The sequence below is a fragment of the Streptomyces sp. NBC_00057 genome (genome assembly GCF_045041165.1).
Classification (GTDB): Bacteria; Actinomycetota; Actinomycetes; order Streptomycetales; family Streptomycetaceae; genus Streptomyces.
The window spans coordinates 8,431,140-8,443,551 of record NZ_CP108256.1 but is presented as its reverse complement, the minus strand read 5'-3'; the positions used below and the strand labels follow the sequence as shown (position 1 = coordinate 8,443,551).

Sequence of the window (12,412 nt, the reverse complement as noted above, 5' to 3'; positions counted from 1 at the left end):
AGGGTCGGCCGGACGGCGCAGCCGTGTTCGGTGTGAGCGTATTCGCGAGAGGTGGCGCAGGCGCAGCGTGGCGACGGCAATGAAGGGGCGGCAGATGAGCTGTGTCGCCCCTCTTGCCATGTGGCGGATCATCCTGAATTACTGCTACCGAAAGATCGACCGAATGATCGGTCGTCTGCACGGAAGAGGGAGATCCGGATGACGGCTCTGCTGGACGCGGTGGAACGACTGGGCCGCAACGAGCTGGAGGCACTCCAGCTGGAGCGGTTGCGGGCCACGCTGCACCACGCGTACGAGAACGTCGGCCACTACCGGGCCGCGTTCGACAAGGCCGGGCTGCACCCGGACGACTGCCGTACGCTCGCCGATCTCGCCCACTTCCCCTTCACGACCAAGGCGGATCTGCGGGACAACTACCCCTTCGGCATGTTCGCCGTCCCCGAGGACCGCGTACGGAGGATCCATGCGTCCAGCGGGACGACGGGCCGTCCCACCGTCGTCGGCTACACGCAGCGGGACCTGGACACCTGGGCGGACGTGGTCGCCCGCTCGATCCGGGCCGCCGGCGGCCGTCCCGGGCACAAGGTCCATGTGGCGTACGGATACGGGCTGTTCACCGGCGGTCTGGGGGCGCACTACGGGGCGGAACGGCTCGGCTGTACGGTCATCCCGGCGTCCGGCGGCATGACGGCCCGCCAGGTCCAGCTGATCCAGGACTTCCGGCCCGAGATCATCATGGTGACGCCGTCGTACATGCTGACGCTCCTCGACGAGTTCGAGCGGCAGGGCGTCGATCCGCGGACGACCTCTCTGAAGGTCGGGATCTTCGGTGCCGAGCCGTGGACGGAGGAGATGCGGCGCGAGATCGAGGAGCGGTTCGCGATCGACGCGGTCGACATCTACGGTCTTTCGGAGGTGATGGGGCCCGGTGTCGCGCAGGAGTGCGTGGAGACCAAGGACGGGCTGCACATCTGGGAGGACCACTTCTATCCGGAGGTCGTCGATCCGTTCACCGGCGAGGTGCTGCCTCCGGGTGAGGAGGGCGAGCTGGTCTTCACCTCGCTCACCAAGGAGGCCATGCCGGTGATCCGCTATCGGACGAGGGACCTGACCCGGCTGCTGCCGGGCACGGCGCGGGTGTTCCGGCGGATGGAGAAGGTGACCGGGCGCAGCGACGATCTGGTGATCCTACGCGGGGTGAATCTCTTCCCGACCCAGATCGAGGAGATTGTGCTGCGCACGCCAGGGGTGGCACCGCACTTCCAGCTGCGGCTGACCCGCGAGGGCCGCCTCGACGCACTGACCGTACGGGCGGAGGCACGGGCCGAGGCCACACCGGACCAGCGGATGGCCGCCGCGGAGTCGATCACGGCGGCCGTCAAGGACGGGATCGGGGTGTCGGTCGGGGTCGAGATCGTCGATCCCGAGACGCTGGAGAGATCGGTCGGCAAGTTCAGGCGGATCGTGGACGAGCGCGGGGGGCATTAGGCCTCCTCCTTCGGACCTTTCCGGGCTCGTGCGGCCGTTCGCTCCAGTCGTGTGCTTCCACTTGGATGGTGGCTCGAAGACGGTGCAGGGCTTGTGAGGACATCACCACTTTGCGCCCCACGACCTGGGAAAGCGGGCTCGGGCCCGGCCAGGAGCCCGCAGTTGCGGGCTCCTGGCCTTCCGAACCGGCAATGGTGCAGGCGAGCTCGCCTCCCCGGGTTCGGTGGTTCCCATCACGCGGTCAGGGCAAGGTTGTCACGAACCGGTCGCGCAGCTCCCGCTTGAGGATCTTGCCGCTCGCATTGCGCGGCAGCTCCTCCACGAAGAGGACCTTCTTCGGGGCCTTGAAATGAGCGAGCCGCTCACGAGCGTGGTCGATGAGTTCGGACTGTGTCGCTTCATCGCGCAGGACGACCACGGCGGTGACGGCCTCGATCCAGCGGTCGTCGGGCAGCCCGACGACCGCGACCTCGGCAACGGCGGGATGGGTGTAGAGGGCGTCCTCGACCTGGCGGGAGGCAACGAGGACACCGCCGGAATTGATGACGTCCTTCACCCGGTCGACAACCGTGAAGAAGCCCTCCGCGTCACGCACGGCGAGGTCACCGGAGTGGAACCAGCCGTCGCGGAAGGCTTCCGCGGTCTCCTCGGGCTTGTCCCAGTAGCCCTCGCACAACTGGGGTGAGCGGTAGACCACTTCACCGGCCGTTCCGTCGGGGACCTCCTTGCCGTCCTCGTCCACGACTTGGGCCTCGACGAAGAGGACGGGCCTGCCGCAGGAGTCCATCCGGCCCTCGTGCTCGTCCGGTCCGAGGACGGTGGCGAGCGGGCCGATCTCGCTCTGTCCGAAGCAGTTGTAGAAGGCGAGCGCGGGCAGCCGGTTGCGGAGCCGTTCCAGTACGGGTACGGGCATGATCGACGCGCCGTAGTACGCCTTGCGCAGCCCGCCGAGTTCGCGGGTGGTGAAGCCGGGGTGCTGGGAGAGGCCGATCCAGACGGTCGGCGGGGCGAAGACGCTGTCGGCCTGACCCATCTCGACGAGGTCGAGGATCTGGTTCACATCGGGTGCGTCGAGGATGATGCTCTCTGCACCGACCGCGAGGTAGGGCAGCAGGAACACATGCATCTGCGCGGAGTGGTAGAGCGGCAGTGAGTGGACCGGCCGGTCTGTGGCGCGCAGATCGAGCGCGGTGATCGCGCTGACGTACTCGTGGACGAGCGCGCCGTGGGTCATCATCGCGCCCTTGGGGAGAGCGGTGGTGCCCGAGGTGTAGAGCAACTGGACGAGGTCTCCCGCGGCCGGTTCGCGCTCCGGGGTGAAGGGACGCGGGGTGGCGGTGGCGTCGAGGAGGGAGTCCGGCGCGTCGCGCAGCGCGCGTACGGAGAACGCGGCCGGAATCCGGCCGGCGAGGTCCGCGTCGGTGAGGACGAGCGCGCTGCCGGACTGGTCGAGGATGTACGTGAGGTCGTCACCGACGAGGTTCTGGTTGACCGGCACATGGACCAGGCCCGCGCGGGCACAGGCGAGGTAGCCGATCAGATACGCGTCGGAGTTGTGCGCGTAGGAGGCGACCCGGTCGCCGGGGTGCAGCCCGTGCTCGCCGGTGAGGACTGCCGCCGCGGTGCTGACGGCCGTGTCGAGTTCCGCGTAGGTCCAGGACCTCTCCGCGTACCGTAGGGCGGTGCTCGCGGGGGTACGCCGGGCGCTGCGGGCCAGGACACCGTCGACTGTGCTGCTCCGTACACCTGTCATGGCGTGATCCTGTGCGGCCGGAACCCGGTGGTCAAGGGGTCGGACACCGGTCGGGATGTTGACAGGGGTGCGGGGGTGCCGGCTGAGTGGCGCAAGGCGACTCGAACGCTCGGGCAACCGCCTTTCCCACCCGCACAGTTGGGAGGCCCGTTGCCTCTCCGTAACCGTCTCAGACTTCTTGGTGTATCCGGTCTCGCGCTGTTCACCGTGTCCGCTTCGCTGCCGCCCGCCGCGGCCGACGGCTCGCGCACACACCGTCGGTCGGGCGGTGGGCTGTCCGCCGTGATCCGGTACACCGAATACGGCATCCCGCACATCCTGGCGAAGGACTACGCGAACCTGGGTTTCGGCAATGGCTGGGCACAGGCCGCCGACCAGGTGTGCACGCTCGCCGACGGCTTCGTGCCCCTGCGCGACGAGCGGTCCCCGCCGGACTCCCATACCGTTCGACAGCCGAATATCCATATGGGCGGTCATGATCTCGTGGACACCGTCCGTCCGGCAAGGCTGCCCGCCGCCTCAGCCGACCGGGAGCGTTCGACGGGCGACGGGCTTCGGACGGTGGTTCACAGTGCCCGCTGGTGGCCCTCCCAGTACGGATCGCGCAGCCGCCTCTTGTACAGCTTGCCGTTGGGATCGCGGGGCATCTCCTCGATGAAGTCGATACTCCTGGGGCACTTGTACCCGGCCAGATGCTGTTCGCAGTGGCGCAGGATCTCGGCGGCCAGCGCTTCCCCCGCCCCGTGTGTCCCGGCCGGTTCGACGACCGCCTTGACCTCCTCGCCCCAGTCGGGATGGGGAATGCCGAAGACGGCCACGTCGGCGACCGCGGGGTGGCCGAGGAGGACAGCCTCGATCTCGGCGGGGTAGATGTTGACACCACCGGAGATGATCATGTCGATCTTGCGGTCGCGAAGGAAGAGGTAGCCGTCCTCGTCGAGGATGCCGAGGTCGCCGACGGTGAAGAATTCACCGATGCGGTTCTTCCTCGTCTTGGTCTCGTCCTTGTGGTAGCTGAAGCCGCCGGTGTTCATCTTCATGTAGACGGTGCCGAGCTCGCCGGGCGGCAGGCGGTTGCCGTCGTCGTCGAAGACGGCGAGTTCGCTGATCGGCCAGGCCCTGCCGACCGTGCCCGGTTTCTTCAGCCAGTCCTCGGCGGTGGCGAAGGCGCCGCCGCCTTCGCTGGCCGCGTAGTACTCCTCGACACACCGCCCCCACCAGTCGATCATGGCCCGTTTGACGTGGTCGGGGCAGGGTGCTGCGCCGTGGATGGCGTGGCGCATCGCCGTGACGTCGTATCCCCGCTTCACCTCGTCGGGGAGGGCGAGGAGGCGGTGGAACTGGGTCGGGACCATGTGCGTGTGGGTGCAGCGATGGGTGTCGATGAGGCGCAGCATCTCGTCGGGCGTCCACTTGTCCATCACGACCAGCGGGTGCCCGATGTGCAGGGACGCTCCCGCGAACTGGAGGACGGCCGTGTGGTAGAGCGGCGAGCAGACGAGATGGACATTGCCGTCGAAGGGTTTGATGCCGAAGATGCCCAGGAATCCGCCGAGGTGGCTCTCCTCGGGGAGCTTGCCGGGGAGCGGGCGGCGGATGCCGCGCGGGCGGCCGGTGGTGCCCGACGTGTAGTTCATGACCCAACCGAGGGTGCGGGCCTCGGGGGGTGCGTCGGACTGTCCTTCGAGCAGTTCGGCGTACGGGCGGAAGCCGTCGACCGTGCCCACGGCATAGCGGTGGCCGGCCGGAAGCCTGGCCTCGTCCGCGGCCGCGGTCGCCGCCGGGGCGAACCGCTCGTGGGCGATGAGCACCTTGGCTCCGGAGTCGGCGACGATCCAGGCGATCTCGGGGCCGACGAAGTGGTGGTTGACGGGTACAAGATAGAAGCCGGCCTGGGAGGCGGCGAGGTAGGCGGTGAAGAACTCGGCACCGTTGGGCAGGACGACCGCGAAGGCGTCGCCCCGTCGGAGCCCGGCTGCGCGCAGCCCGTGGACCAGGCGGTTGGCTGCGGCGTGCAGCCGGCCCGCCGTCCAGCTCTCGCCGTCGGGTGCGATCAGAACCGTACGGCCGGGATCGGCGGTGGCCTGGGCCCAGAAGCCGTTGGGTGGCCGGTTCATGAGGCGCTCCGTCCGGCGATGCGGTTGATCCGGTCCACGGCGCGCTCGAAGCCGCGGGTCAGATCGTCGAAGACGGCCTGAACGCTGCGTTCGCTGTTCATCCGGCCGACGATCTGACCGACGGGCGTGCCGAGCAGCGCACCGGTCTCGTACTTCTGAATACGGGAGACGGCTTCGGCGACCAGCAGCCCCTGGAGCGGCATGGGCAGGGTGCCGGGACCCGACGGGTCGTCCCAGGCGTCGGTCCATTCGGTACGGAGCTGGCGTGCGGGTTTGCCGGTGAGCGCGCGGGAGCGGACGGTGTCGCCGGAGCCCGCGGCAAGGAGTTTGCGGGTCAGCGCGCGGGAGTGGAGGTCCGCCTCTTCCGTGGTCAGCCAGAGGGAGCCGAGCCACACGCCCTGGGCGCCCAGGGCGAGTCCGGCGGCGATCTGCTCGCCGCTGCCGATGCCGCCGGCGGCGAGGACGGGGAGCGGCCCCACGGCGTCGACCACGTCGGGGACCAGGACCATGGAGGCGATCTCACCGGTGTGGCCGCCCGCCTCATACCCCTGGGCGACGACGATGTCGATGCCCGCGTCCACGTGGTGGCGGGCGTGTCCGGCACTTCCGGCGAGCGCGGCGACGAGAACATCCTGATCGTGGGCGCGTCGGACGACGTCGGCGGGCGGCGACCCGAGGGCGTTGGCGAGGAGTTTGATGGGGTAGTCGAAGGCGACGTCGAGCTGGTTGCGGGCGACTTCCTCCATCCATCCGGTGATGCGCCAGCCGGACGCCTCACCCTCGGCGAGTTCCGGTACGCCGTGCTTGGCCAGGGTGTCCTGGACGAACTGGCGGTGTCCGGCCGGGATCATCGCCTCGACGTCGGCCTCGGTCACCCCCTCCACCTTCTTCGCGGGCATGACGACGTCGAGACCGTACGGCTTGCCGTCGGTGTGCTCCTGCATCCAGTCCAGGTCACGTGCGAGGTCGTCGGGGGCGGTGTAGCGGACCGCGCCGAGTACGCCGAAGCCGCCGGCCCGGGTGATGGCCGCGGCCACCGCGGGGAACGGCGTGAAGCCGAAGATGGCGTGCTCGACTCCCAGTTTCTTGCTCAGCTCCGTCTCCATGGGGCGCAGGATGCCGCAGTCGGGCATGCGAGGGAAGACATTTTCTGATGCAGTGTCAGATTCTTTGTGACGCCGGGGGCCTCCGCGACAGCAGTGGTGACAGTAATCTCTGCGGCGGCAGGAAGTTTCATCGTCGGACGAAATTTCGAAAGTTACTTTCGCGCAGCAGGAAGGGGTTCCGGATGACCGAGGAAGCGGCCGGCAGAGGGATCAGCCGACGCAGGCTGGGCGGTGGGATGCTGGCCCTGGGCGGAGCACTCGCCCTGGCGCCGATTCCGTTCGCGGAACGGGCGTCGGCCATGGAGTCGGGGGCGGGGTCGTCGGGTATGCACGCAGGGATCGGGACGAGCACGGCATCCGGGCAGGCCCGGCCGACGCTGCGACGCGGATCCGCCGCCCGTGCCGGGTTGTTGCAGGGGCCTTTGGACCAATTGGTTGTCGATGCGGAGAAGTTCCTCTCCAACTCCCCCAAACACCCTTGGTACGCGGGTGCGGTGCTGCTCGCCGGGCGGGGTGGCACGGTGGCACTGCACCACCCGATCGGCAAGGCCGTGCGCTACGCGGCGTACGACGAGAAGACCGACACAGGGGTGGAGTTCCCGCCCGACCAGCAGATCGCCATGGCCGAGGACACGGTGTTCGACCTGGCTTCGGTGTCGAAGCTGTTCACCTCGATCCTGGCCGTGCAGCAGATCGAGCGCGGAACGCTGGAACTGGAGGCGAAGGTTGCGTCCTATCTGCCCGATTTCGCCGGTGGCGGCAAGCAGGACATCACGATCCGTCAGCTGCTCACGCATACGTCGGGCTTCCGTGCCTGGATTCCGCTGTACAAGGCACCTACGCGGGAGGGGAAGCTGGAGCTGCTCTGGAACGAGGTGCCTGCCAACCCGCCCGGCACGGTCTACCTCTACTCCGACCTCAATCTGATCTCGCTGCAACTGGTCCTGGAGAAGGTCACCGGCCGCACGGAGGACGTCCTGCTCCGTGAGCAGATCACTGCTCCGCTCGGCATGCACCGCACTCGGTACAACCCGCCGGCCTCCTGGAGGCCGAAGATCGCCGCAACCGAGGATGCCAGGCTCCCCTGGTCCGGCCTCGACCGCGGGCTGGTCTGGGGCGAGGTGCACGACGAGAACGCGCACAGCCTGGGCGGCGTGGCGGGCCACGCCGGAGTCTTCTCCTGCGCCTGGGACCTCGCGATCCTTGCCCGTACGCTGCTCAACGGCGGGATCTACGGCCGCGCGAGGATTCTCTCCGCGGAATCGGTGGACCTGCTGTTCACGGACTTCAACACCGCGTTCCCCGGCGATGCGCACGGACTCGGCTTCGAGCTCTACCAGCACTGGTACATGGGGGCTATGGCAACCCCTCGTACCGCAGGCCACACCGGATTCACCGGCACCAGTCTGGTCCTGGACCCCACGACCGACTCGTTCCTGATCGTCCTCGGCAACTCGGTGCACCCGATGCGCAGTTGGCGCTCCGGCAGCGCGCCGCGCGTCGCCACCGCCAACCAGATGGCGCGCGCCGTCGCGGTCCGTCCCGCCCGGGGGCGTACGGCGTGGTTCTCGGGACTGGCGAGCGCCGCCGGCGCTACGCTCACGCTGCCCGCGCTGCGTCTCGCGTCGTCGCGGGCCCGGCTGAGCTCGGCCCTCTGGTGGGACACCGAGCCCGGGTCCGATTTCCTCTTCCTGGAGGCGTCGGCGGACGCGGGGGCGACCTGGCAGGCGGTGCCGTTCGCCACCGTACCGATGGCCGGTCAACACCACCCGGAGCCCGAACCGCATCCGTCGGGCTCGGTCTCCGGCTGGTCCGGCCGGGTCTGGCACCGTCTCGACGCGGACCTCGCCGCATGGCGCGGCAAGGAGGTGCGGCTGCGGTGGCGGTACGCCACGGATCATCGGTACGTCGGGCGCGGGGTGTACGTGGACGCCGTCCGGGTCCAGGACGGCAACCGGACGGTCTTCGACGAGAGCCGGTCCGGGGATGCCGCGGGCATCGAGGCGCTGGGATGGACGGCTTCAGCGGACTGAGGCGGGCCGAGGCGGGCCTCGAGCCATTGACCGGCCGTGCCGGGGAAGGGCCGTCCCCCTTCCCCGGCGCGGTCACAGCAGCTGGACGGCGAGTGCCGTGATGAGGACGCTGGAGACCAGAGCGGTGACGAGCTGCCCGCGGCTGCTCGTCACCGCCCGGCCGAGCAGCGCTCCCCCACCGGCGAGCAGCAGTTGCCAACTGGCCGACGCCACAAGGGCGGCCAGTACGAACACCGCCCGTTCCAGGTGGTCGGCTTCGGCGGTGGTACGGCTGCCGAGCACGAGCGCCGCGAAGTAGATGACAGTGGCGGGGTTCATCATGGTCATCCCGAGCAGCATCAGGTAGGACCGTGCCGGACTGACGGGGTCCGTCCCGATCCGCGCCACTGTCCGGCGATGTCCTGCGTCCCTCCTGGGCGCATATGAGTCTGCGCATGGTCGACTGGGCCATCAGACACTTCGCGCCGGGCGACGTCGAGCACTGGCTCGACCTGGCCGAGCAACGCGTGTGACGAGCGGAGGGCACGTGTGCTGCGGCGGAGCTGTGCTGAGCGAAGCGTTGCAGATGCCGGCGGGGGGATGACCTTCTGCGGTCAGCGGGTTGGCACGAAATGAGACCCGGCGCGACCGGCTGGGACTACCAGTACCACCTCTCCACCGCCCCGGGCCCCGAGGCGAATTCCCGTACCCGACGGGCCTGGGAGCCGGTGGAGGATCGCGGCCGGCCGTTCGAAGGCGCGGACCGGTCCTTGGCAACCTCGGGGTGTGTACCTGTTCCAGTGCCCCACCTGCCCGGGGCGGCCGTACACGCACCGCTTCGACTGCTCCCGGGAGCGGCGATTCGTCCTCGCCGATCTCATCTCGACGACCGGGTCCGCGATGGCTCCTCTCGCCCTTGCGCAAGGCACCGTCCTGTTTCAGCGCGGGGTGCCACAGATGGTCGGCCTGCTGTCTGCCGCCACGCAGCCTCAGAGTTGGATGGGCAGGTGGCGGGGTCCGCGGAGCATGGCGTTCTGCCGGTAGGGGGGCGGGTCCTGGACCAGGCGTGCCGTGCCGAGGTGGGGGAGCAGCGCGCCGAGCGCGGCCTGGGCTTCGATGCGGGCGAGCGGTGCGCCGTAACACAGGTGGATACCGCTGCCGAAGCCGAGGTGCTCGTTGTCGGGGCGGGTGGGGTCGAACCGGTCGGGCTCCTTGAACCGCTTGGGGTCGCGGTTGCCCGAGGCCAGCACCAGTACGACGGACGTGCCTTGGGGAATCGTGGTGCCGGCGACGTCGATGGCGGCGAGGGGGATGCGCTCGCGCATGTGGACCGGGGGCTCGTAGCGCAGCAGTTCCTCCACCGCTTGCGGCAGCAGGTCGGGTTCTCGACGCAGCTGGTCCAGATGCTCGGGATGGCGCAGCAGGGTGAGCACCCCGTTGGTGATCAGGTTGACCGTGGTCTCGTGTCCCGCGATGAGCAGCAGCACGGCGGTTTCCGCGAGTTCCTCGCTGGTGAGCCGCAGGGCCGGATCCGGCTCGTTGACGAAGGCGGAGAGCATGTCGTCGCTCGGGTGGTCACGGCGCTGCTCGGCGAGGTCCACCAGGTACCGGCCCATCTCGATCCGCGCCTGTTCGCCTGCCCGGTCCCGCTCGGTGGAGTCCTCTTCGGGCCTGACATCGGCGGACGTGACGAGCGCGTCGGACCATTCCCTGAACAGCGGCTCGTCCTCGCGCGGCACCCCGAGCAGCCGGCAGATCACGGTGACGGGCAGTGGGTAGGCGAAATCGTCGACGACGTCGACCTGCCGGCCCGGCTGAAAGACCTCCATCAGTTCCTCGGTGATCCGGGCGATCTCGCCGCGCATGGCATCGACCCGGCCCGGGCTGTGCGGCGGGCCGAACGGCCGCATGGCAAGGGTGCGCAGCCTGTGGTGCTCGGGGTCGTCGAGCCGCAGGAACGGCGGCTTGTGTGTCGCCTCGCCACGGATGCGGGGATCGACACTCATCCGCGGGTCGTGGAGCAGAGCGGCGATCTCGTGGTAGGTGCCGACCAGGTAGCTGCCATCTGCCTGCCGCACCACGGGACCGGCCTCGCGGAGTTCCGCGTACAGTGCGTAGGGGTTGGGGCGGTTGGCGTAGTCAGTGATCCGTGCCAGGAGGGTGTCGGCTGTCATGCGTACGGCTCCTCGTGGTGGGGCGGGACGTGGGTCAGCCGGTGGGCTGCACCACGGTCAGTCGGCGGTCGGGCAGGTAACCGGTGAGCGCCACGGTGGGGCCGTGGGACAGCTGCTTCGGATCCGGCACGTCGGACGGAATCGGGATGTCGGCCGCGATCGCACGGTCCGCCGCGCCGGGCGGGGGCGGGAACGAAGCAGCGGTCTCGATCAGGTGCGCGTAGTAGTCGAGCGACTTGGCCATGTTGACGGTGACGGCGGCGGTGACCCGCCCTTGGTATCCGTAGACCATCGCCAGACGGCGCGCCTCCAGAGAGCCTTGGGCGATGACCACGTGGTCGGAGAAGGTAGGCACGCCCACCGACTTGATGTTGAGCCCGAACTGGGTCGACCAGAACGTCGGGAGGGCAAGGTGCGGGCGCCGCAGGGGCCCCGGATTGACCATGTTGTGGGCCGCGACCTCGGCCTGCGCGACCGCGTTGCCCCAATGCTCCAGGGAGAGCATCTGGTACCCGAACAGCGGGTGCGGGAACCGGGAGACATCGCCGGCCACGAAGACGTCGTCGGTGACGATCCCGTACATGTTGAAGGCCCGGCACCCGGCGTCGCAGGCGATTCCACGCGGGCCCGCTGCCAGCCCGGAGTCCGCCAGCCACTCGACGTTGCGGATCGCCCCCAGTGCCGCGACGCACACGTCGGCGTCGATGCGGCTGCCGTCGGACAGCTCCGCACCGGTGAAGCGGCCGTTCCGGTCACCGCGCAGGGCGGTGACCGTCACCCCGCAACGCAGATCCACGCCGTGGTTGCGCTGCATGACGGCCGCGAGCTTGGACAGCGTCCCGCCCAGCGCTCCCACCAGAGGCGCGGGTCCGCGTTCGGTGACCGTGACATCCAGCCCCCGTTCCCGGCAGGCCGAGGCGATCTCGGAGCCGGTGAAGCCGCCGCCGACCACCAGCACCCGCTGCGGCCCGGCAGCCAGTCGCTCGGCCAGCCCCGCGGCGTCGTCGCGGGTGCGCAAGGTGAACACTCCGTCCAGGGCGGCTTCCTCCGGGTTGGGCCAGGGCCGTGCCCGAGTCCCGGTGGCGATCAGCAGCCGGTCGTACGGCAGCGACTCGCCGTCGGCCAGCATCACCCGTTTCCCGAGAGGGTCCAGGCCGGTGGCACGCACTCCCAGCCGCCAGTCGGCGTCCGGGTCCCGGCGCATCGGCAGCCCCGTGGTGTCCGCCGCCGCCTGGCCGAGCAGTACCTGCTTGGACAGCGGAGGCCGGTCGTAGGGCGGAAGGGGCTCGTCCCCGACCACGGTCAGTGAGCCGGTGAAGCCCTCGTCACGCAGCGTCTCCGCGGCCCTCAACCCGGCCAGCGAAGCGCCGACGATGACGATGCGGCCGTCCCGCAGATCACCGGTCACCGGCGCTCACCTCCTCGCCGACGAGGATGGCCTGCACCGGGCACGCCGCCGCAGCCTCGCGCACGCGCTCGGCCTGGCCGTCCGGCACGGCAGGGGCGTACAGCAACCCCTCCTCGCCGTGCAGCTGGAACACCTCCGGCGCGAGGAACACGCACTGCGCATACCCCTGGCAACGCGCAAGGTCCACAACGATCCGCATTCCCACCAGTCCCTCCGTCATCTCATCCCCCCTTCCGTTTCCAGGATGGGCGGAGAACCGGTCACTCGCATGGCCACTTCTGCGGGGTCGGGGGCCCTATGGCGGATGCCTGCGAGGTTGTCCAACAGCAGTTCCCAGCCGGTGCCCTTGGTGCC

Annotated in this window: 8 protein-coding genes and 2 pseudogenes; 3 read left to right on the top strand and 7 right to left on the bottom strand. The window is 69.5% G+C overall.

What is annotated here, in order from left to right:
* Positions 1-198: 198 nt before the first annotated feature.
* On the top strand, positions 199-1,488 hold the full coding sequence (gene paaK / locus OG953_RS39625; protein ID WP_405690615.1) for a phenylacetate--CoA ligase PaaK: 1,290 nt from the start codon (positions 199-201) through the stop codon (positions 1,486-1,488).
* Positions 1,489-1,729: 241 nt separating this feature from the next.
* Here the strand turns inward: paaK and OG953_RS39620 are convergent, their stop codons facing one another.
* Positions 1,730-3,241 carry an acyl-CoA synthetase gene (locus OG953_RS39620; RefSeq protein WP_405690612.1) on the bottom strand — a complete coding sequence of 504 codons (1,512 nt, stop codon included), beginning with the start codon at positions 3,239-3,241 and terminating at the stop codon, positions 1,730-1,732.
* A gap of 150 nt (positions 3,242-3,391) precedes the next feature.
* Here OG953_RS39620 and OG953_RS39615 point away from each other — a divergent pair.
* Positions 3,392-3,667: pseudogene (locus OG953_RS39615) on the top strand (penicillin acylase family protein); the annotation flags it as partial.
* A 140-nt stretch (positions 3,668-3,807) separates the two neighbouring features.
* On the opposite strand, the gene OG953_RS39610 reads toward OG953_RS39615, so the two are convergent.
* The gene (locus tag OG953_RS39610; RefSeq protein ID WP_405690609.1) at positions 3,808-5,358 is read right to left on the bottom strand and encodes an acyl-CoA synthetase; all 1,551 of its coding nucleotides are present in this window, start codon (positions 5,356-5,358) and stop codon (positions 3,808-3,810) included.
* Positions 5,355-6,464 carry an NAD(P)H-dependent flavin oxidoreductase gene (locus OG953_RS39605; protein ID WP_405690606.1) on the bottom strand — a complete coding sequence of 370 codons (1,110 nt, stop codon included), beginning with the start codon at positions 6,462-6,464 and terminating at the stop codon, positions 5,355-5,357. Before OG953_RS39605 ends, OG953_RS39610 begins: the two co-directional genes overlap by 4 nt.
* A gap of 182 nt (positions 6,465-6,646) precedes the next feature.
* Between OG953_RS39605 and OG953_RS39600 the strand changes: the two genes are divergently transcribed.
* On the top strand, positions 6,647-8,497 hold the full coding sequence (locus tag OG953_RS39600) for a serine hydrolase (protein WP_405690603.1): 1,851 nt from the start codon (positions 6,647-6,649) through the stop codon (positions 8,495-8,497).
* A 72-nt stretch (positions 8,498-8,569) separates the two neighbouring features.
* Here the strand turns inward: OG953_RS39600 and OG953_RS39595 are convergent.
* From OG953_RS39595 to OG953_RS39580, 4 genes and pseudogenes are all read right to left on the bottom strand, one after another.
* A pseudogene (locus OG953_RS39595) lies at positions 8,570-8,896 on the bottom strand (lysine transporter LysE); the annotation flags it as partial.
* 569 nt (positions 8,897-9,465) lie between these two features.
* Positions 9,466-10,650 carry a cytochrome P450 gene (locus OG953_RS39590; RefSeq protein ID WP_405690601.1) on the bottom strand — a complete coding sequence of 395 codons (1,185 nt, stop codon included), beginning with the start codon at positions 10,648-10,650 and terminating at the stop codon, positions 9,466-9,468.
* A gap of 34 nt (positions 10,651-10,684) precedes the next feature.
* Positions 10,685-12,058 (bottom strand): NAD(P)/FAD-dependent oxidoreductase, encoded by a 1,374-nt coding sequence (locus tag OG953_RS39585; protein WP_405690599.1) that lies wholly within the window; start codon positions 12,056-12,058, stop codon positions 10,685-10,687.
* Positions 12,048-12,257 carry a ferredoxin gene (locus OG953_RS39580; protein WP_405692334.1) on the bottom strand — a complete coding sequence of 70 codons (210 nt, stop codon included), beginning with the start codon at positions 12,255-12,257 and terminating at the stop codon, positions 12,048-12,050. The genes OG953_RS39585 and OG953_RS39580 overlap by 11 nt, the downstream gene beginning before the upstream one ends.
* Between the last annotated feature and the right edge of the window lie 155 nt (positions 12,258-12,412).

What these genes read in the sequence shown, in the direction of transcription:
- OG953_RS39580 (WP_405692334.1), bottom strand. Translation starts at nt 12,257, where the DNA reads ATGCGGATCGTTGTGGACCTTGCGCGTTGCCAGGGGTATGCGCAGTGC.
- OG953_RS39620 (WP_405690612.1), bottom strand. Translation starts at nt 3,241, where the DNA reads ATGACAGGTGTACGGAGCAGCACAGTCGACGGTGTCCTGGCCCGCAGC.
- OG953_RS39610 (WP_405690609.1), bottom strand. Translation starts at nt 5,358, where the DNA reads ATGAACCGGCCACCCAACGGCTTCTGGGCCCAGGCCACCGCCGATCCC.
- OG953_RS39605 (WP_405690606.1), bottom strand. Translation starts at nt 6,464, where the DNA reads ATGGAGACGGAGCTGAGCAAGAAACTGGGAGTCGAGCACGCCATCTTC.
- paaK (WP_405690615.1), top strand. Translation starts at nt 199, where the DNA reads ATGACGGCTCTGCTGGACGCGGTGGAACGACTGGGCCGCAACGAGCTG.
- OG953_RS39590 (WP_405690601.1), bottom strand. Translation starts at nt 10,650, where the DNA reads ATGACAGCCGACACCCTCCTGGCACGGATCACTGACTACGCCAACCGC.
- OG953_RS39600 (WP_405690603.1), top strand. Translation starts at nt 6,647, where the DNA reads ATGACCGAGGAAGCGGCCGGCAGAGGGATCAGCCGACGCAGGCTGGGC.